This is a genomic window from Variovorax ginsengisoli (assembly GCF_030811835.1).
GTDB lineage: Bacteria > Pseudomonadota > Gammaproteobacteria > Burkholderiales > Burkholderiaceae_C > Variovorax > Variovorax ginsengisoli_C.
The window spans coordinates 26,046-42,667 of record NZ_JAUSRO010000017.1 but is presented as its reverse complement, the minus strand read 5'-3'; the positions used below and the strand labels follow the sequence as shown (position 1 = coordinate 42,667).

Annotated in this window: 17 protein-coding genes; 7 read left to right on the top strand and 10 right to left on the bottom strand. The window is 63.4% G+C overall.

Annotated features, from left to right (window positions below; translation table 11 throughout):
* Positions 1-225: 225 nt before the first annotated feature.
* Positions 226-1,275, bottom strand: a complete 1,050-nt coding sequence (locus tag J2W36_RS22510) for a ParB/RepB/Spo0J family partition protein (protein WP_307692009.1) — start codon at positions 1,273-1,275, stop codon at positions 226-228.
* Position 1,276: 1 nt separating this feature from the next.
* The gene (locus J2W36_RS22505; RefSeq protein WP_307692008.1) at positions 1,277-2,473 is read right to left on the bottom strand and encodes a ParA family protein; all 1,197 of its coding nucleotides are present in this window, start codon (positions 2,471-2,473) and stop codon (positions 1,277-1,279) included.
* A gap of 567 nt (positions 2,474-3,040) precedes the next feature.
* Here J2W36_RS22505 and J2W36_RS22500 point away from each other — a divergent pair.
* Positions 3,041-4,396, top strand: coding sequence for a replication initiation protein (locus J2W36_RS22500; protein WP_307692007.1), 1,356 nt, complete (start codon positions 3,041-3,043; stop codon positions 4,394-4,396).
* Positions 4,397-4,421: 25 nt separating this feature from the next.
* Here the strand turns inward: J2W36_RS22500 and J2W36_RS22495 are convergent, their stop codons facing one another.
* Positions 4,422-5,567: an extracellular catalytic domain type 1 short-chain-length polyhydroxyalkanoate depolymerase gene (locus tag J2W36_RS22495; RefSeq protein WP_307692006.1), complete on the bottom strand. Its 1,146-nt coding sequence runs from the start codon at positions 5,565-5,567 to the stop codon at positions 4,422-4,424.
* Positions 5,568-5,587: 20 nt separating this feature from the next.
* Complete coding sequence (locus tag J2W36_RS22490; protein WP_307692005.1) at positions 5,588-6,013, bottom strand: ribbon-helix-helix domain-containing protein; 426 nt, start codon at positions 6,011-6,013, stop codon at positions 5,588-5,590.
* Between the two features lie 135 nt (positions 6,014-6,148).
* On the opposite strand from J2W36_RS22490, the gene J2W36_RS22485 reads away from it, so the two are divergent.
* The 5 genes from J2W36_RS22485 to J2W36_RS22465 all read left to right on the top strand — a co-directional run bounded on the left by J2W36_RS22485 (position 6,149) and on the right by J2W36_RS22465 (position 10,451).
* Positions 6,149-6,691 (top strand): nucleoside 2-deoxyribosyltransferase, encoded by a 543-nt coding sequence (locus J2W36_RS22485; RefSeq protein ID WP_307692004.1) that lies wholly within the window; start codon positions 6,149-6,151, stop codon positions 6,689-6,691.
* A gap of 179 nt (positions 6,692-6,870) precedes the next feature.
* Positions 6,871-7,452: a L,D-transpeptidase gene (locus J2W36_RS22480; protein WP_307692003.1), complete on the top strand. Its 582-nt coding sequence runs from the start codon at positions 6,871-6,873 to the stop codon at positions 7,450-7,452.
* A 98-nt stretch (positions 7,453-7,550) separates the two neighbouring features.
* Entirely contained in the window at positions 7,551-7,799 is a 249-nt protein-coding gene (gene hemP / locus J2W36_RS22475) for a hemin uptake protein HemP (RefSeq protein ID WP_307692002.1), read from the top strand.
* A 109-nt stretch (positions 7,800-7,908) separates the two neighbouring features.
* The gene (locus J2W36_RS22470) at positions 7,909-8,316 is read left to right on the top strand and encodes a ferric uptake regulation protein (RefSeq protein ID WP_307692001.1); all 408 of its coding nucleotides are present in this window, start codon (positions 7,909-7,911) and stop codon (positions 8,314-8,316) included.
* A 71-nt stretch (positions 8,317-8,387) separates the two neighbouring features.
* Complete coding sequence (locus J2W36_RS22465) at positions 8,388-10,451, top strand: PAS domain-containing protein (protein WP_307692000.1); 2,064 nt, start codon at positions 8,388-8,390, stop codon at positions 10,449-10,451.
* A 21-nt stretch (positions 10,452-10,472) separates the two neighbouring features.
* Here the strand turns inward: J2W36_RS22465 and J2W36_RS22460 are convergent, their stop codons facing one another.
* The 6 genes from J2W36_RS22460 to J2W36_RS22435 form a co-directional block, all read right to left on the bottom strand.
* Positions 10,473-11,273 (bottom strand): SDR family NAD(P)-dependent oxidoreductase, encoded by an 801-nt coding sequence (locus J2W36_RS22460; RefSeq protein WP_307691999.1) that lies wholly within the window; start codon positions 11,271-11,273, stop codon positions 10,473-10,475.
* 69 nt (positions 11,274-11,342) lie between these two features.
* Entirely contained in the window at positions 11,343-12,338 is a 996-nt protein-coding gene (locus J2W36_RS22455; RefSeq protein ID WP_370869374.1) for an amidohydrolase family protein, read from the bottom strand.
* Entirely contained in the window at positions 12,307-13,395 is a 1,089-nt protein-coding gene (locus J2W36_RS22450) for a MerR family transcriptional regulator (RefSeq protein WP_307691997.1), read from the bottom strand. Before J2W36_RS22450 ends, J2W36_RS22455 begins: the two co-directional genes overlap by 32 nt.
* A gap of 113 nt (positions 13,396-13,508) precedes the next feature.
* The gene (locus J2W36_RS22445) at positions 13,509-13,862 is read right to left on the bottom strand and encodes a DOPA 4,5-dioxygenase family protein (RefSeq protein WP_307691996.1); all 354 of its coding nucleotides are present in this window, start codon (positions 13,860-13,862) and stop codon (positions 13,509-13,511) included.
* A 60-nt stretch (positions 13,863-13,922) separates the two neighbouring features.
* Positions 13,923-14,384, bottom strand: coding sequence for a CYTH domain-containing protein (locus tag J2W36_RS22440; RefSeq protein WP_307691995.1), 462 nt, complete (start codon positions 14,382-14,384; stop codon positions 13,923-13,925).
* Positions 14,385-14,442: 58 nt separating this feature from the next.
* Positions 14,443-15,177, bottom strand: coding sequence for a CHASE3 domain-containing protein (locus J2W36_RS22435; protein ID WP_307691994.1), 735 nt, complete (start codon positions 15,175-15,177; stop codon positions 14,443-14,445).
* Positions 15,178-15,306: 129 nt separating this feature from the next.
* Here J2W36_RS22435 and J2W36_RS22430 point away from each other — a divergent pair, with 129 nt between their 5' ends.
* Complete coding sequence (locus tag J2W36_RS22430; RefSeq protein WP_307691993.1) at positions 15,307-16,608, top strand: UDP-N-acetylglucosamine 1-carboxyvinyltransferase; 1,302 nt, start codon at positions 15,307-15,309, stop codon at positions 16,606-16,608.
* Positions 16,609-16,622 lie beyond the last annotated feature (14 nt).

The window sequence follows — 16,622 nt, the reverse complement described above, 5'->3', positions numbered from 1 at the left end:
GTATGGCGCACATAAGTTGAACCTGCATGGCGGCCAGAAAGGCAAACTTGGTCCATTTCAAACGGACGGAGAGTTCCAGCACGCGTCGTGCTTTACTGCTTCGATGACGATGTTGGTGACGCCGCTATCGACACTCATGCATCCGCGCCAGTCCATAGCGGTGCCGTTTTGGGGTAAAAAAAGGGGGTGGTACGGTACCACCCCCCTTTCATCCATTCGCTGCTGTCAACGCTCGTTGAGAAACTGATCCAGCAACTTCAATAAGTCTTGTTGTCTTTTGGTACCAAGCGATGTCTCCACGCGGATCGCCGCACGTCCACGGTTGTCGAATTTGACTGTGGCGAGCACTTTGCCGTCAGCGTCCGTCAGCTGCGTACCAGGGAGTGGTACGGTACCACCCCCCTCCTGTGGCTTGGCGATCAAGGCTTCGAAGATCTGCTTTGCCGTCATGGTGCCGCGATGTGCGGCAATGGCAGCGGCACGCGTCTTGACGCCCTCACTGTCCTGCTCAAGGACCTGATTCAACGAAGGTACCCAGCGAAACTGCAGATCCAGCGGGGATGCGAATGCAGCGATAACCACCTCCGGTAAACGTGCCAGAGCGATGGCTTTTCCCAAGTTGCTCGGGTCCACACCGATGGCTGAAGAGAGCTGGCGTGCCGAAGGAAAAAGCCCGGCATCGAGTGCTCTGGCGTACATGACGCCCTGCTCCCACGCCGACAGATCACTGCGCTCCCTGTTTTCACGGTCCATCTCAACGAACAATGCGCGATCATCCAAGTTGTCGACCACGGCCAGAACAGGCAGCCCCAGTTGCAGACATGCTTCGTGCCGGCGGTGACCGAACACGATCTCGTACTTGGGCCCATCGCCCGGACTGGTCAGTGCGCGCACCTTGATCGGTTGCACATTGCCGCCTGCTTCTTCGATTTCCCGCTTGAGCTGATCAAAATCCGCACTGAGGAAGCTGGCCTCATGGCGATTGGCGTAATTGCTGCGGATGATCTGCTTGGGGTCGAAAAGCCGTGTTGGCTTCGCACCATCCCATTCGCGAATCTCTTCAACCGCCTCGTCGAGTTTGGCCCGAAGTGCTTCAGCCTGGCCGGCCTGTCCGCGAAGAAGCTCGTTCTCACGCAGCAACTCGGAGCGTTGATCATTGGCGAATGCCATCATCGCGCCCGGCGCCGTCTTGGGTTGTTTGACTTCTGGCGCCTGAGGTGCGGGTGCCACCAGAGAACCAAAATCAATCTTTGATGCCTTGTCTCTCAATCCCATGTCAAACTCCTGCTTCCAACAGCTGGCGTTCCGCAATCTGCCGCGCCCAGACTGCTTCGATCTGCTGCTCGACGAGCTCGCACATGCGGTCATAAGCGTCACGTGCGCGTGCAAACGTTTTTGAATTTACCGAGCCGCGCGGCAAGTCATACACCGTCCCGAATTCTGCGCTCGCTGTCGCAGCCACTGCTGTTTTGGGTATTTCGATGGGCAGCACCTTGTCGCCGTACCCCTCGAGCACCCATTGCCGGACGACGGAACTGGCAGTGTCGGAAGCCTCGACACGAGATAGAAGAACGTCGATGAATTCAAAGCTCTTGTTCTTTCCTCGGCTGCGAACCAACTGGTTGCACAAATCCGAAAAAAGATCCCAAAACTGCGCCGAACTCGCAAAGTCGAGCGCAGAGGGTGGCAAAGGCATGATGACACCGTCCGCTGCCATGAGCGCATTGATGGTCACATAGCTCAAAGACGGCGGGGTGTCGATCACGATCACATCGTATTGCTCACGCGTCAGATCCAGCCCTCGATCCAGCACGCGCCAGAACTCGAAACCGGGGTCCTTCGCCTGCCGGGCAGGGAGAGCAAACTCGGCGCCGTAGAGCAGCGGCGCTGCGCAAACCAGATCGATGTTGGGCCAGTAGGTCGGCCGGATCGCGTACTGCAGGTTGTCCTCGTCTCCAGCGAAGAGGAGCATGGCGGTGTGTTCCGTATCGACCTCGGCGTCTGGAAGCACACCGAAGAGCGTGGTTGCCGAACCTTGGGGGTCAAGGTCCAGCAACAGCACCCGGTGGCCACGCATGGAGAGTCCTTGCGCCAAGGTGACCGCCGAAGTCGTCTTGGCCACCCCGCCTTTGAAGTTGGCAACAGTCAGGGTGATCCCTGCGGCGCCATCGGGTCTCAAGTGGTGGGCTCGTAACTCCCTGGCCCAGGTCTGCGCCTCGGCCATCGTCCATTCCCTGCGGTTACCGTGCATCGTGCCCGAAGGCAGGCCGCCACGTGTCAGGCGATAGGCGATCTTTGCCTTGTCGACTGCGCACAAATCGGCAAGTTGTGCAGCGCTCATAGCAGGCGCAGACTTGGTGGCTGTCGGTGCAAGCATGGCAGCACGGATTCGATCCATCATGCCTGCAATCTTTTGCGCTTGCAGTTCAATGTCTTCGAGCGTCTGTCGTTTGATCGTTTGTTTGATGTCCACGCGATGTGCCTTCAAAGTTTCAGTGTGCCGCGATTATGCACAGCACCCTTGAAAAAACGAAGGAAAGTCAGGGCAATGCACTGCCCAGCGGCTGTGGGGGCCCTCTCTCACCTCAAATCGAGACGCTATCCTCTCGAGATTAAGAGAAATCTTCAAATACTTAGAGATATTAGAGAACCCGGAAATTCTCCATAAATCGTTTAATAACAACAACTTAGGAGCTATTTTTTCCGTAAAGCGTCCGTGATCTACTCGCTTCTGTCCGTGCTTTGCTCGATTGCGTCCGTGATCTACGCGGCAAGTGTCCGTGATCTACGTGGCACCCGCATACAGTTATCCACAGCCTGTTTGGACGGCTTTTGGGACCTTCCAAACGCGAAAATCGGCTTCCGTCCGTGACTTACGCGTCCATCGGACGACCACGTAGGGGGCTTCCAACCCCAAACGTCCGTGATTTAACCGCGCTCTTGTTCCCCCTCGAGGTCGATATGTCCGCGATTTACTCGGCCGATTCAGCATGCAAGCGCGGTGTGTTGCGTCCAAGCTTGTGTGGACATATGATTGCCCATGAGCAAAGCAACCGGTGATCATGCGTTTGGGCCTGCGGAGAGCGCGGCCGAGGCGGTGGAGTTGCGCAAGCCGCATGAGATGGTGGTCATGGTCCCGCGTTCTGCACGTGTGACACTGACTGCCCGTCGCATTTACACCGTGCTGCTCCAGGTATCGCAGGCGCGTCTCGATGCGATGGAGGCCATGCCGCCTGCCGACTTTCTGTTCGAGGCGCCGCTGGCCGCCATTCTCCGGACCACGGGTTCGGCCGGCAATGACCGGACCGCGGCCAAGCGGTATCTGAGCGAGATGCGCAGCCTTGAAGTGGATTGGGAGTCCACCGCGCCGGGTGATGGCATCAAGTGGCGCGGCTTCTCGATGCTGTCGGAAGTGGTTCTCGAAGTCCGCCGCGGCGAGAACTGGGTGAGCTGGTCGTTCCCTCCGTCCATCATGGCTGTATTGCGCGACCCGTCGCGCTGGGCGCGCATTGATCTGGAAGTGCTGGCCAAGCTGGGCACTTACGCCGGCATTGCGCTTTACGAGATCTGCGTGCGTTACCGCGACAACCCCGGCGGTGTGACCAGCCGCAAGCCGATTTCATGGTGGACGGATGCGCTGAGCAACATGCCCGGCGGCGATCGCCGTGAATGGCGCAAGTTCAAGAACGAGCGCATCAAGGAGGCCGTGGCAGAGATCAACGAGGAAACCGATCTCGAGATCGAGCTCATTGAGCACAAGCAGGGCAGGGTGGTCAACGAAGTCCAGTTTGCCGTACGCAAGAAGATCAAGGCGCCGACGCGCAGTGGCGACAAGGAGCCGGTCGACGCGAACCTCGCGCTGCGGGCCGAGACGCTGGGCATCCGGGAAATCAAGCTCGACGCCTTGCTCAAGGAGTTCGGTGACGCGCTGGTCCGTGAAAAGCTCGATGCGCTGGAGCGTCGCGCTGCCAATGGCAACCTGCGCCGGGTCGACAATGCCTATTCGTACCTGCGCTCCTTGTTGCGCAACGACGATGGTCTCGACGGGCCGCCGTCCGCGCTGCCCGCAGTCGACCGGGAGGTGGTTGTATCCGCACCGGCACCCCATGCCCAACGACCCCTCTCCACCCAGGCAGACGATGGCTGGATGGGCAAGCGGATCCGCGCCATCCGCGCTGAGGTGGAGTTGCTCAGTCCGCCGCACCGGCAGGTTTGGGTCGACCGGGCCTTGCAGGACCTGGCAAGCAAAGGTCTGCTCAGTCCGGTGATCAGTCGGCGCGCGGCGCAGGGCGACGTGCTCCATGGGCTGCTCGGCTCCAAGGTGGTGCAGGCTTATGCCGAGGCGACTTACGGCCCGGACTGGAACGTCGAGGTGGCTCAGCCGCTGTTGGACTGAAGCGCCTTGTGCGTGAAGCGGGCGCTTACGAACTGCGGCGATGTTCGAGGAAGAATCGCAGCATCTCGGCGCTGGCATCCACGCCCAGCGGGTCCGTGAAGCTGCCTTGCGGACTGCCGCCTGCCCACGCGTGGCCGGCACCATGCAGTTGCCAAAGCTCTACCGCGGTCACCCCATCCACCCGGCGGTGAATTTCACGGGTGAAGCGTTGTCCCCGGGGCGAAATGCCTGTCTGCGCATTCTCCGTGACGTGCTGCACCGCCGGCTGTTGTAGAACGGCTTGAACCAATGCGGTACCGTTGACGGGACTGACTGTGGCGTCGGCGTCGCCATGGAACACGATCAACGGTGGGCTGGTGCCAGGATCACCCGCAACGGGCGCACCGCCGCCACGCATGGCGGCCAGGGCCGACATCAGATCGTTCGCTGCGCCGCGTGGCAGCCCCGAGTGCACGCCGACAGCGGCGAACAGGTCCGGATAGCAACGCCCCATGATGTCTGCCATGGCGCCACCCGCCGACAGGCCGGCAACATAGACCCTGGACGGGTCGACGTTGTGTCGAGCCACGACAGATTGCGTCAGCGCTGCCAGCAGGGCAGGTTCACCTCGACCGCGCTGCTGGTGCTGCGGCTTGAACCAGTTCCAGCATTTCTGGGAGTGGGCATGCGCCGTCTGCTCCGGGTAAAGCACCATCACGCCATGGGTTCGTGCCAATGCATTCATCTGGGTGCCCGCTGCGAAATCAGCAGCGTCCTGGGTGCAGCCATGGAGCATCAGTACCAGTGCCTTGGGTGAGGCGGGTGCGCCGCTGGGATCGGCAACGGGGGGTGGTTCGTAGAGCCGGAAGGCCAGGGTGCGGCCTTGGTGGCTGAATTGACCAGGCGCCCAGCGTTCGGCTTGCTCAGCGGGGGCTTCCTCGCGGGCGCCACGTGCGACCACCGAAGCTTGCTCCGACGCGCGCCGGGCCTTGCCGTCGTCGATCACGCGTGCATCCACATCGATCACCGATGCGTTCGCCGGGTTAGGCGTCACGGTCGGGTCGCCGTGCGCCGTCGCCTGCCATACAGCCTTGCGCAGACCTTGCTGGATTCGCTCTGTGGCGCTGAGGAGTGCGCTTGTTCGATCGTGCAACGCCGACTTTTGCATCAGGCTTTGGAGAAGCGGGTTCATGGAGGGTCCTGAGGAAGAGTTCAACGAATGCGCGATGCCAATGCGCTTCTTACCGCCGCGCTGGCCTGCAAGGCGCCGAGCACCGTGATCGAATCAATGGTTTGCGTCGCTAAGTCAGCACTTACATCGGAATCAATGATTGCCAGGCCGAGAACCCGAATCTGGAGCTTGTGTCCCGCCTGGCGCGCGGCCTCCAAGTCCGAAACCCCGAAGCGTTGCAGTCCTAGCACCAGCATCTTGCGCGCGACGACTTGCCGCAGCACATCGGTGTGGGTCGCCAAGTGGTTGCGGATGGCCGTACGAATGAAGTCCGTACGGTTCGAATAGAAGCCTTCCATGACCAACAGATCGACTTGGCCGAGATCGACATAGCCAAGATTGATGGTGATCTTCTCGGAATCAGGCGGCTTGAGGCGGTCAGGCGCACGGGTGGAAGCTGAGGTCATGACGCATTATAAACATCCATATGGATGGTATATGGATGTTTTTTTTAAAGAAATGCACCGCGCTACCATCGCCTGCGGTTCAAAGAAAAACGCAACGACCGAGGTCCAACCCCAACTTCATTCACAGGAAGCCCATTGAATTCAACATCCTCTCGCCCGCGCATCTACCTGGCGGGCCCCGACGTTTTCCACACCGATGCCGCAGCGATCTATCGCCGGCTGAAGGCCCAGTGCGATTTGCTGGGCATGGAGGGTGTGGCGCCGACGGATAACGAAGTGGATGCCAACCTGCAAGACGCCGGATTGATCGCGCAGCGCATCTATGAAGGGAATGTGGCGCTGATCCGCAGCGCGGACGCCGTCATTGCCAACCTGCAGGACTTTCGCGGACTGGAACCCGATTCAGGGACGGTGTTCGAGGTCGGCTATGCGGTCGCGCTCGGCAAGCCGGTGGTGGCGTATGGGGTGCGGCCCGGGAGCTACGCCGACCGGGTTGCTGCAGCCATCCCTTGCATGCGTGCCGACGACGGCGAATGGCGCGAAGTTGACGGCGGGGTCATGGTCGAGGGTCTTGGCCAGCGCCTGAACCTGATGATCGCGCGGTCCACGACCATTGTCGATTCCGCTCAGGCGGCGCTTGACCATCTGGCGCGCAAGTGGGGCAAGGCCCGTCGGTAACCCGTGTGATCGCGGGCCCACCTTCCTACAGGGCGCGGCGCTAACGGCCGACCGGGTGGGGCGGCCAACGGGCTAGCATCTCCAGCGCCATGAGACATTCCATGGGTTCACGTTGATCGGGTCTGCACATGACATATCGCCTTCTGTATCGATCTTTGCTACCCCTCACACTGGCCGCGATGGCCGTGGCCGCCCAGGCCAAGCCGCCGTCCACGACCAGCGAGTCCGCCCAATTGGCCCAGGCGGCCGTGGCCGCAGGCGACAACAAGGGAAACGCGTTCGCAGTGATCGATAAAACCCGCGCACGCGTCTCTGTATATGACGCCAACGGTCGGCTCATGGGCTCTTCTGCGGTGCTGCTGGGCCTGGCGCGTGGCGATGATTCCGTCCCGGGCATCGGCGAGCGCAAGATGGCCGATATCCGGCCCGAGGAACGAACCACCCCGGCAGGGCGCTTCGACTCCGAACCTGGGCGCAACCTGCAAGGCGAAGACATCGTGTGGGTTGACTATGACGCAGCCATCTCGATGCACCGGGTCCGCACGGCGAACAAGGCAGACCGGCGGTTGGAACGACTGGCGACGCCGAGCGTTGCCGACAATCGGATCTCGTACGGTTGCATCAACGTGCCAGCCACCTTTTACGACCGCTACATCAAGCCTGCTCTGGGCGACACGCGAGGGGTGGTGTATGTATTGCCGGAGACCATGCCAGCGGCACGGCGCTTCGGCTTCCTGAACGAAGCCAAGGCAACGCACTGACGCACGCTGCAGGTTTTTTTCGCGAATAAGAATCATTGCTATTTGCTGCTATACTTCAGGCATCGAGACGTTGTTTCAATGCTTGAAGGAAGACGCCCATGCAGACCTTGACACTCAACCCTTCGCTCTCCGGCACCCGTTTTCGTCGTGCGCCCAGTGCCGCATCCGCGAAGCCCGGTCCAGCGAACGCCCCAGCGCAAGCAACGACATCGGCCGTGGGCGTCGACGTCGGCAGCCTCGACAGCGCCGCGCTTCTACAGGGCCGTCCTGCAGTTGAAATTGCGCACAATGGATTTGTCTATCGCCTGCAGGCCACCCGTCTGGGCAAGCTGATCCTCACCAAATAGTTTTCATCGTGGGGCGACTTCGGCGCAGACTGCGCTGGGGTCGTTTTTTGCTAGCCAGTGGTTCGCCGGCCAGCCATGCATTTTTTCCCGCGCTCCCTTCTGACCTTTCATGCTTGCCAATTCCGCAGACCTCGCCCAGAGCGGTTTGAAGGCCACCTTGCCGCGGCTGAAAATCCTGGATCTGTTCCGACAGAGCACGCAACGGCACCTGGCGGCCGAGGATGTGTATCGACTGCTCGTCGCGGAGCAGGCCGATTTCGGACTGGCCACGGTGTATCGGGTGCTCTCGCAGTTCGAACAAACCGGTGTATTGAAGAAGAGCCAGCTCGGCAATGGCCGCGCTGTCTTCGAGCTCAACGATGGTCAACAGCACCATGGCCATCTGGTGTGCACGGTCACGGGCGAAGTCCATGAGTTCTTCGACCCGGAGATCGAAGCGCGCTTGCGCGCCATTGCGGCCGAGCGCGGCCTCCTGCTCGCCGACTATGTGGTCACGGCGTTCGGTGCGCCCGGATAGTCGGCACTGTCTCACGCCGCAGCCGTTTGGCAACGTCACATAATCCCTGCTCCACAGCCGGGAGGGGCGTGATGAAGTTTCTGGAAGGCGGTGGCGACACCGGAAGGCTGCTGCGACAGCTGGATTGGTCGAATTCTCCGCTGGGGCCGCCGTCGTCGTGGCCAGCGCAGTTGCGCACCCTCGTGGGGCTGATGCTCGAAGTCAAGCAAGGCGTATTGATCGTGTGGGGGCCTTCCCAGGTCACGCTCTACAACGACCACTATGCCGAGATGCTCGGCGCGCGCCATCCTTCGGCCATGGGGCAGCCCTTCTGTAAGGTCTGGTACGAAATATGGGACCGGGTCGAGCCGATCATCTCAGCCGCCTATGCCGGCCGCAGCACGCAGATGGACGACATCGCGTTCGAGATGCTGCGCAATGGCTACCCGGAGGAGACGCACTTTTCCTTTTCGTACACGCCCGTGCGCGACGACGACGGCGCTGTGCTCGGCATGTTCTGCGCCTGCAGCGAAATCACGCAGCGCGTCATCTCCGAACGCGCGGTGGCAGCGCAGGCTCGGCAGCTGGAATCGCTGTTCGATGCCAGCCCCAGCTTCATGGCCTTTCTCGAAGGCCCCGAGCACCGCTTCTCGCTGACCAACGCGTCCTACCGCGCGCTGATCGGTCACCGCGATCCGATCGGCAAGACCGTGCGCGAAGCCCTGCCGGAGGTTGAGGGTCAAGGCTTCTTCGAAATGCTCGATGAGGCGTATCACAGTGGCCGTGCCGTTGTCGGCAGCGGTACGGAGATCCAGTTCCGGCGGACCCCGGACGCGCCGCCCGAACGCCGCTTCGTGAATTTCATCTATCAGCCGCTGCAGGCGGCTGGCAAGGCGGTCAACGGCATCCTCGTGGTGGGGGCCGACGTGACCGACCAACTGGCCATTTCCGATCGGCTGACCCGGGACAATGCCAGCCTGGCACAACGCGCCGCGGACACCGAGGAGCAGTTGCGCCAGGCCCAGAAGATGGAAGCCGTGGGCCAACTCACTGGCGGCATCGCACACGACTTCAACAACATGCTGCAGGGCATCGTGCTGCCGCTGCAGGTGATCCGCAAACGGCTTGCAAGCAACGGTGACGACACGCTCGATCGCTACATCGACGCCGGCATCGCCTCGGCGCGCCGGGCCTCCGCACTCACGCAGCGACTGCTGGCGTTCTCTCGGCGCCAGGCGCTCGACGAGCGCGTGATCGAGGTCGCCGATTCGATCTATGCGATCGAGCCGTTGCTGCGCAGTACCTGCGGCGAGAACATCGCGTTGTCGGTGCGGCTGGCCGACAACCTCTGGCCGGTCAAAACCGACGTTCACCAGTTCGAAAGCGCGTTGCTCAACCTGGCCATCAACGCGCGCGATGCGATGCCCGGTGGCGGCACGCTGAGCCTGGAGGCGGAAAACGTCGTGCTGTCGGGTGACGAACTCGCGGGCACCGACCTGGCGGCTGGCGAATTCGTCCAGGTCTGCGTGATCGACACGGGCGTGGGCATGCCACCCAGCGTGCTGTCACGCGCCTTCGATCCGTTCTATACGACCAAGCCGCTCGGCCAGGGAACCGGGCTCGGGCTGTCGATGGTCTACGGCTACCTGCGCCAGACCGGCGGCTATGCATCGATCGACAGCATCGAGGGCAAGGGCACCTGTGTGCGGCTGTGCCTGCCGCGTTCGCTGGAGACCGGTGACGCCGGCGACTTGCAGCAGGCTGCGGTCTCGCCGCCGGAGCAGCGTGGCCAGTCGGTGCTGATTGCCGAAGACGACGCGGTGGTCCGCATGGTACTGGTCGATCTGCTGCGAGAGCGCGGCTGGCGCGTGACGGAGGCGACCGACGGCACCCAGGCCATGGCGCTGCTCGCGGGCACCACCCGTTTCGATCTTCTGTTGTCCGACGTCGGACTGCCCGGCCCGAACGGTCGCCAGGTGGCCGACTATGCCCGCAGCCGTTGGCCCCGGATCAGGATCCTGCTGATGACCGGCTATGCGGCCGAGGTGGCCACCAAGGGCAGTTTTCTGGAGTTCGACATGGCGCTCATCGTCAAGCCCTTCGACCACGACGCATTGTTGGTGAAGGTCGAGGAAGTCATGCAGGCCGCCGGCTAAGGGCAGCAGGCGGCAGCGGGATCACATCACCTCGCCGCCCGACACCGAGATCGACTGGCCGGTGATGGCTGCTGCACCATCCGCGCACAGCCAGGCGACGGTGTCGGCCACTTCGTCGGGCGACACCAGGCGTCCCTGGGGGTTGCTTTTGACGAACTCGGCGCGTGCATCGTCGGCCGAACGCCCTGTCTTGCCCACGATGCGCTCGATGCCCTCGCGCACGATGTCGGTGTCGGTATAGCCTGGGCACACGGCATTCACCGTGACGCCGCGTGCCGCCACTTCGAGCGCGAGTGCCCGTGTGAGGCCGATCACGCCGTGCTTGGCCGCCGTGTAGGCGGCCACATAGGCGTAGCCGCGCAGGCCCGCCGTGCTTGCGATGTTGACGATGCGGCCGGCGCGCGCGGCCAGCATGTCGGGCAAAGCGGCCTGGCTACAGACGAACGTGCCGGTCAGGTTCACGGCCAGCATCTGGTGCCAGTCGTCCAGCGTGGTCTTGCCGAACGCGGCGCTGTGCGCCTGGCCGGCGTTGTTCACCAGCATGGCCAGCGGACCGAAACCGGCGCGCGCCTGGGCGAATACCGCGGCCACCGCGTCGGGCTGCGAGATGTCGCAGGCAAGGACCTGGACCTCGGCGCCCGCCGGCAAGCGGTCGGCCGTGCGTTGCAGGGTGTCGGCATGGCGACCGACCAACGTCAACCGCGCCCCATCGCGCGCCAGCCGCAGGGCGATGGCTGCGCCGATGCCACGGCCCGCGCCGGTGATCAGCGCATGGCGGCCCCGCAGGGCAGGCGTTGCAGGGCTTATGGAATCGGATGGCATCGATCGACCTCGCAGGATTTACAGATGCGAATAGTTTAGACCTAAACTAAATGGGTGCTGCTGCCGTCGTCAGCGCATGTCGAACAACGCGGCTGCGTTGCCCCACGCGATGCGCCGCGCCACATCCGGCGGCAGGCCACCCAACCAGGCGCGGTACCCCTGCATGATGTCGTCGTAGGCGCTCCAGCGCTGGTTCACCCAGGTGTCGGAGCCCACCAGGAAGCGATCGGGGTACTTGAGAATCAGCGCCCGCCAGTCCGCGCAAAGCATGCCGCCGTCGCAGGTCAGTCCGGGTCGGTAAGAGAGCTCGCCCATCAGCAACGGATAGCGTTCCAGCAAGGCTTCGACCCGCTCGATCGGTGTCCCGCCGATGCCGGTGTGCGCCCAGATCAGGCGCAGCTCGCGGCCCTTGGAGGGTGCGTTGGCCATCAGCAGGTCGATCGCCACATCGTCGACATGCGCGAGCACCACAAGCTTTTCGCGTTCGGCCAACGCCACCAGTTGTTTCGCCACGGGGCCATTGGCATTGGCGCTGTCGTAGAGGTGGAACTCGCCCAGGCCTCGGTAGGGGCCGCTGGCGGTGCCACGGGCAAGTTCTGTCTGCACCATCTCGTACACGGTCGGATCGCGAAACCAGTTGCCGTAATCCTCGCGGTTGCGATAGAGCCGTACGAAGGGCACGACGGTCACCCCTGCGGCGCGTGTCTCGCGGGAAGCGGCCAGCGTCTGTGTGCCGGCGTTGGGCCGCGAGTTTGCGACGATTGCTGTCACCCCGTTGCGCCGCATGCGCGCCAGGGCCTCCGTGGGCGGGTAGGGCCCGGTGCTGCCGTCCCACGCCTCCTGGTTGTAGTGAAGGTGCGTATCGAACAGCGGGCCGTCATAGGGCGTGTGCTGCGCTGCGGTCTGCGGCCGTGGCTCTCGGGAGCCCTCGGCATAGGCCGGCGACATGACTGTAGCAAAGACCGCGGCCAGAAGCACGACAGTGGCGGACGCAAGAGGACGCATGGGGTACCTCGGGATGGAAGGTGGTCGATTATCCCGAGCCTTGCGATTTGTTGCCCACATTCGCAGGTCGAACTGCATGGCGAACGCCCTGCCGAAGAGGACGCCAGGCTATGACGCCTTCTGTGCGCGCTCGCACTGCCGGGTCGGCCAAACAGGTAGAGACCGCTTCATAACCAGGTGTGCCTGGGTAGGGGGCCACCCGCGTCGGCGGGCTGTGATTGGCGGGGCACAGAATGATGGACGCGTCCGCGCCCAACGTCGGCAGATCCAGAATGACGGACGATCGTGTGAGCAGAAAGAGCGGCCGGGCATCGCTTCGGCGGCGACGCAGGTGAGCGGCCACGGCTTGCTGGGTGGCCAAATCCAGTCCCTGTTCGACCAGGTCGACCACCAGCGCTGCCCAATCTTGGGCTTCCAGCCCGACCAGCAAGGCGACCAGGGCCGCGGACGCGTTGGCACCATGGCCGACGAGATCAGCCATCGTCTGCTGAACGCGCAGGCGCAAATCGGGATCGGCGCCCAGCCGTGCGGTCACGCCATTGCTGATTCGGGCGCGCTCCAGGCTCAGAAACGACGCGGCCGGCAGCACCTCCGCCAGGCGCAGGGCCAACCGCGTCTTGCCGCTGCCCAGCGGGCCAACGATGTAATTCAGCGGCCGGATGTCGTCCAACTTGAAAAGCTCTCCCCCCCAGGGCCATGGGAGCTCGAACTCGACACCGGCTCCGGCACCCGCGTCCTGCACGTGGGCCTGCTTCTCCGCTGTGGGTGCTCGAGCGTGGTCGAGGCGGGCACGCAGGCCTTTGACCTTCTCGATGGTCACCGCAAGTTGTCGGGCACGTGATTCGAGCACGCCTTGGTGCGCGGCCAGTGCAGGTTGCAGGGTTGTGGGCTCGTCTCGCAGTACACCTGCGACCTGTGCCAGGCTGAGACCGAGCGAGCGCAGCGCCACGATGTCGCCGCCACGCTGCATGTCGTCAGGACCGTATGTACGCCATCCCACCGTGTTGCGCGTGGGTGTCACCATGCCATGTTGCTCGTAAAGACGCAGTGCCTTGGCAGAGACGCCGAGCTGGCGTGCGGCCTGCGCCGGACTCAGGAATCGAACAGAAGCGTTCACGCATCACCTCATCATGTCGGGACTGAAGGCTGCTTTGTAAACGTGGCCGCAAGGGCCGGGTCAAGTGGGCCATGCCGCGTCTTTGGCCGGCGAGGCACCCCAGCGCGGGGACCTCAATCGCCCAAGGCGGACAGGTTCAGCACGTGCGATCTTCCAAGCCAGAGCGCGCAGTCCCGGTGATCACGCAAGCTGTCGCCGGTGTTCGGATGAATCAAGACATCCAGCGCGCCGTGGTTGAGTGTCAGCCAGCCCAGCACAGGCGGGAAGTCGATCGCCGTGATGGCCAACTGGTAGCTCCACATCGGATGAGGGCCGACGGGTTTCTCATGAAAGCGGCCCAGGGTCATGCGACCTGCCAGCTCGGATTCGATCGCTTCGCGCAGCGCCCACGCATCCGGTCGGCTCGATGCGTCGAAATACACATGGGCATGCCAGTCAAGGATGAGGTCTGGAGTGCGCAGGTTCATGACGGGCGAATTCTAGAACTGCGCCGTTCTGCTGCTGCCCGATCGCTGTGAGGGGGGAGTTCAAACCGGGACGACCCCGCTCTGTGCCAGCTGCGCGTTGCTGTAGCGAAAGTCATGGCTGACTTCCTTGCCCAGCCAGGCGGGCGTGGGCGAGGCAATGTCTTCCGACGGCAACTCGACCTCGGCTGTCACCAGGCCTGCGAGCGTGCCTTCGAATACGTCGACCTCGAAGACGAAGCCTTCCACCGGAACCAGGTACCGAACCTTCTCCAACTTTCCCAGACCACAATGGTCTGCCAGCAGCGCGCTCGCGTCGGCCAGGGGAATCGGGTATTCGAATTCCGCGCGTGAGAGGCCGACCGACTTGCCCTTGAGCGTGAGAAAGGCCAGATCGCCAGCAATTCGAACGCGCACCCACATGCCGTTGTCCGCCACATAACCTTGCGCCATGCGCGTGCCCGTGAGGCCTCGCACCACGGACCGGTCTTTCACCAGATATTTTCTTTCGATCTCAACGCCCATGGATCCCTTCCGGATGGCGCCTGCGGCGAAGCAGGCCCGACCCTCAAAGGTTCCAATGCTAGCGCGCCGTGGCCGTGGTGGCACGCCGCAACCGGCTCAAGACGACGGCCAGTGCTATGCGCGTGAAGATCGACAGAGCCGCAACCAGCACACCGATCCGCAGCAGCTCGCGTTCCCTTCGATGCGAGATGTTCTGGCGTTCGACCAGCAAGGCGTCGGCCGCACGGCCGATCTCGGCCGTCTCCCGGCGCACCTCGTCCATCAGCAGCTTGCCTCGGCCTTCCACGATGGAGTGCGATGCACTCTGAAATCCCCGGGTGCGGCGCAGCACGATCACCGCGCCGAGTTCATCGAGCTTGTCGCGGATCAATCCCTCGAGTGTCGTCAGGCGCGTCGCTTGCGCCGGACTGTCGTCGAGCAGGTGACGCAAGGTGGCGAAGCTGGCGGGCATTTCCTCTACGGCAGCGGAGTAGGGCGCCAGGTAGCTGTCGTCGCCGGTGATGATGAAGCCGCGTTGCCCGGTTTCAGCATCCTCCAGCGAAATGAATAGCTTGTGGAGCGCGGCCAGCACCTGGTGCGTGTGATCGACCTGGCGCCTGCTTTCGACCAGCAGGCTGTGCCCGTGGTAGGACAGGTAGGCACCCAGCGCGATGATCAGCGCCATGGGCACGGCTGAGATCACCGACCAAGTGACGACCCGCTTGGGCGGCAGGCCCCAGCGACGGCATCGTGCCCACCATCGGCGCAACCCATCGGGGCGGCGCACTGCGGGGATGGGCAAGGTGGTGTTCATCACCAGAGCATGGCATGGAGGGGATGCGCCGGCCGGTGCGACGCCGTGCTTCGTGTCTGTAGGGCGCTGCGCACAGTACGGCCTCCGGGGTTTAGAGTAGGGCATTCCAGCCATTCCGACCTGCGCATCATGTCCAACCTCGTCGTTCACGGCGGCACGCCACTGCGGGGGCGCATCACGCCCTCGGCCAACAAGAACGCGGTGCTGCCCGTGCTCTGTGCCACGCTGCTCACCAACGAAGCGCTGCGCTTGCACGGCGTGCCCGACATCACCGACGTGCGAAAGATCCTCGAGATCTTCCGCACCCTCGGCAGCGAGGTCGCCATGGACCACGCCACCGGCACGCTCGAGCTGCATCACCGCGAGACGACCTTCGATGCCGCGCTCCACCGGCTGCCTGAAGAAATGCGCTCGTCGATCATGCTGGTGCCGCCGTTGCTCGCGCGCTTCGGCGTTGCACGGCTGGAGGACAACGTCAAAGGCTGCACGCTGGGCATGCGCGAAATCGATCCGCACGTCGACGTGTTCCGCCGCTTCGGAGGTGTGGTGGAGCGCGCCGAGGGCTCGCTGCTGGTGCGCTGCGAGGGCAGGCTCACGCCCAACGATCATTGGCTGGACTACGCCTCGGTCACCACCACCGAGAACTTCGTGCTGTGCGCGGCGAGCGCGGACGGCACCTCGGTGCTGACCAATGCCGCGTCGGAGCCGCATGTGCAGGAGTTCTGCCGCTTCATGGTGATGCTCGGCGCGCGCATCGAAGGCGTCGGCACCTCGCGCCTGACGGTGCACGGCGGCCTGCCGCTGGGCGGTGGCGAATTCCGATTCGACGAGGACTTCCACGAGATCACGACCTTTCTCGCGCTGGGCGCCATCACTGGCGGCGACGTGGTGGTACGCAACAGCGCACCCGCGAACTTCCCGTTGATCGACCGCACCTTCGCCAAGTTCGGCGTCCAGATCACGCACGAGGACGGCTGGTCGCGCGCGCATTGTCCGGGCGCGCTGCGTGTGCAGACGCCTTTCACGAGCAACGTGCTGACCAAGGTCGAAGCCGCGCCCTGGCCGTACTTTCCGGTCGACCTGCTGCCCATCTTCATTGCCCTGGGCGTGCGGGCGCAGGGCAATGCAATGTTCTGGAACAAGGTCTATGACGGCGCGCTCGGCTGGTCGGGCGAGCTGTCGAAGTTCGGTGCGCACGTGTTCCAGTCCGATCCGCACCGCCTGGTCACCTTCGGCGGCCAGGCGCTCACGCCGGCGGTGGTCGAGAGCCCCTACATCATTCGCGTGGCGATCGCGCTCTTCATGGTGGCGGCCAGCATCGAGGGGCGCTCGGAGATCCGTAACGCCACGCCCATTCGCCGCGCGCATCCGCGCTTCGTCGAGAACCTGCGCAGCCTGGGCGTGCAGGTGGAGTGGACCAGCGAGGAATAGCTCCCCGCCAGTCG

Excerpts from the sequence above, each read along its gene's own strand:
- hemP (WP_307692002.1), top strand. The coding sequence starts at position 7,551 with ATGCAGACCTTGACACTCAACCCTTCGCTCTCCGGCACCCGTTTTCGT.
- J2W36_RS22465 (WP_307692000.1), top strand. The coding sequence starts at position 8,388 with ATGAAGTTTCTGGAAGGCGGTGGCGACACCGGAAGGCTGCTGCGACAG.
- J2W36_RS22480 (WP_307692003.1), top strand. The coding sequence starts at position 6,871 with ATGGCCGTGGCCGCCCAGGCCAAGCCGCCGTCCACGACCAGCGAGTCC.
- J2W36_RS22495 (WP_307692006.1), bottom strand. The coding sequence starts at position 5,567 with ATGAACCCGCTTCTCCAAAGCCTGATGCAAAAGTCGGCGTTGCACGAT.
- J2W36_RS22510 (WP_307692009.1), bottom strand. The coding sequence starts at position 1,275 with ATGGGATTGAGAGACAAGGCATCAAAGATTGATTTTGGTTCTCTGGTG.
- J2W36_RS22445 (WP_307691996.1), bottom strand. The coding sequence starts at position 13,862 with ATGAACCTGCGCACTCCAGACCTCATCCTTGACTGGCATGCCCATGTG.
- J2W36_RS22455 (WP_370869374.1), bottom strand. The coding sequence starts at position 12,338 with ATGTGGGCAACAAATCGCAAGGCTCGGGATAATCGACCACCTTCCATC.
- J2W36_RS22440 (WP_307691995.1), bottom strand. The coding sequence starts at position 14,384 with ATGGGCGTTGAGATCGAAAGAAAATATCTGGTGAAAGACCGGTCCGTG.
- J2W36_RS22460 (WP_307691999.1), bottom strand. The coding sequence starts at position 11,273 with ATGCCATCCGATTCCATAAGCCCTGCAACGCCTGCCCTGCGGGGCCGC.
- J2W36_RS22500 (WP_307692007.1), top strand. The coding sequence starts at position 3,041 with ATGAGCAAAGCAACCGGTGATCATGCGTTTGGGCCTGCGGAGAGCGCG.
- J2W36_RS22470 (WP_307692001.1), top strand. The coding sequence starts at position 7,909 with ATGCTTGCCAATTCCGCAGACCTCGCCCAGAGCGGTTTGAAGGCCACC.
- J2W36_RS22435 (WP_307691994.1), bottom strand. The coding sequence starts at position 15,177 with ATGAACACCACCTTGCCCATCCCCGCAGTGCGCCGCCCCGATGGGTTG.
- J2W36_RS22430 (WP_307691993.1), top strand. The coding sequence starts at position 15,307 with ATGTCCAACCTCGTCGTTCACGGCGGCACGCCACTGCGGGGGCGCATC.
- J2W36_RS22490 (WP_307692005.1), bottom strand. The coding sequence starts at position 6,013 with ATGACCTCAGCTTCCACCCGTGCGCCTGACCGCCTCAAGCCGCCTGAT.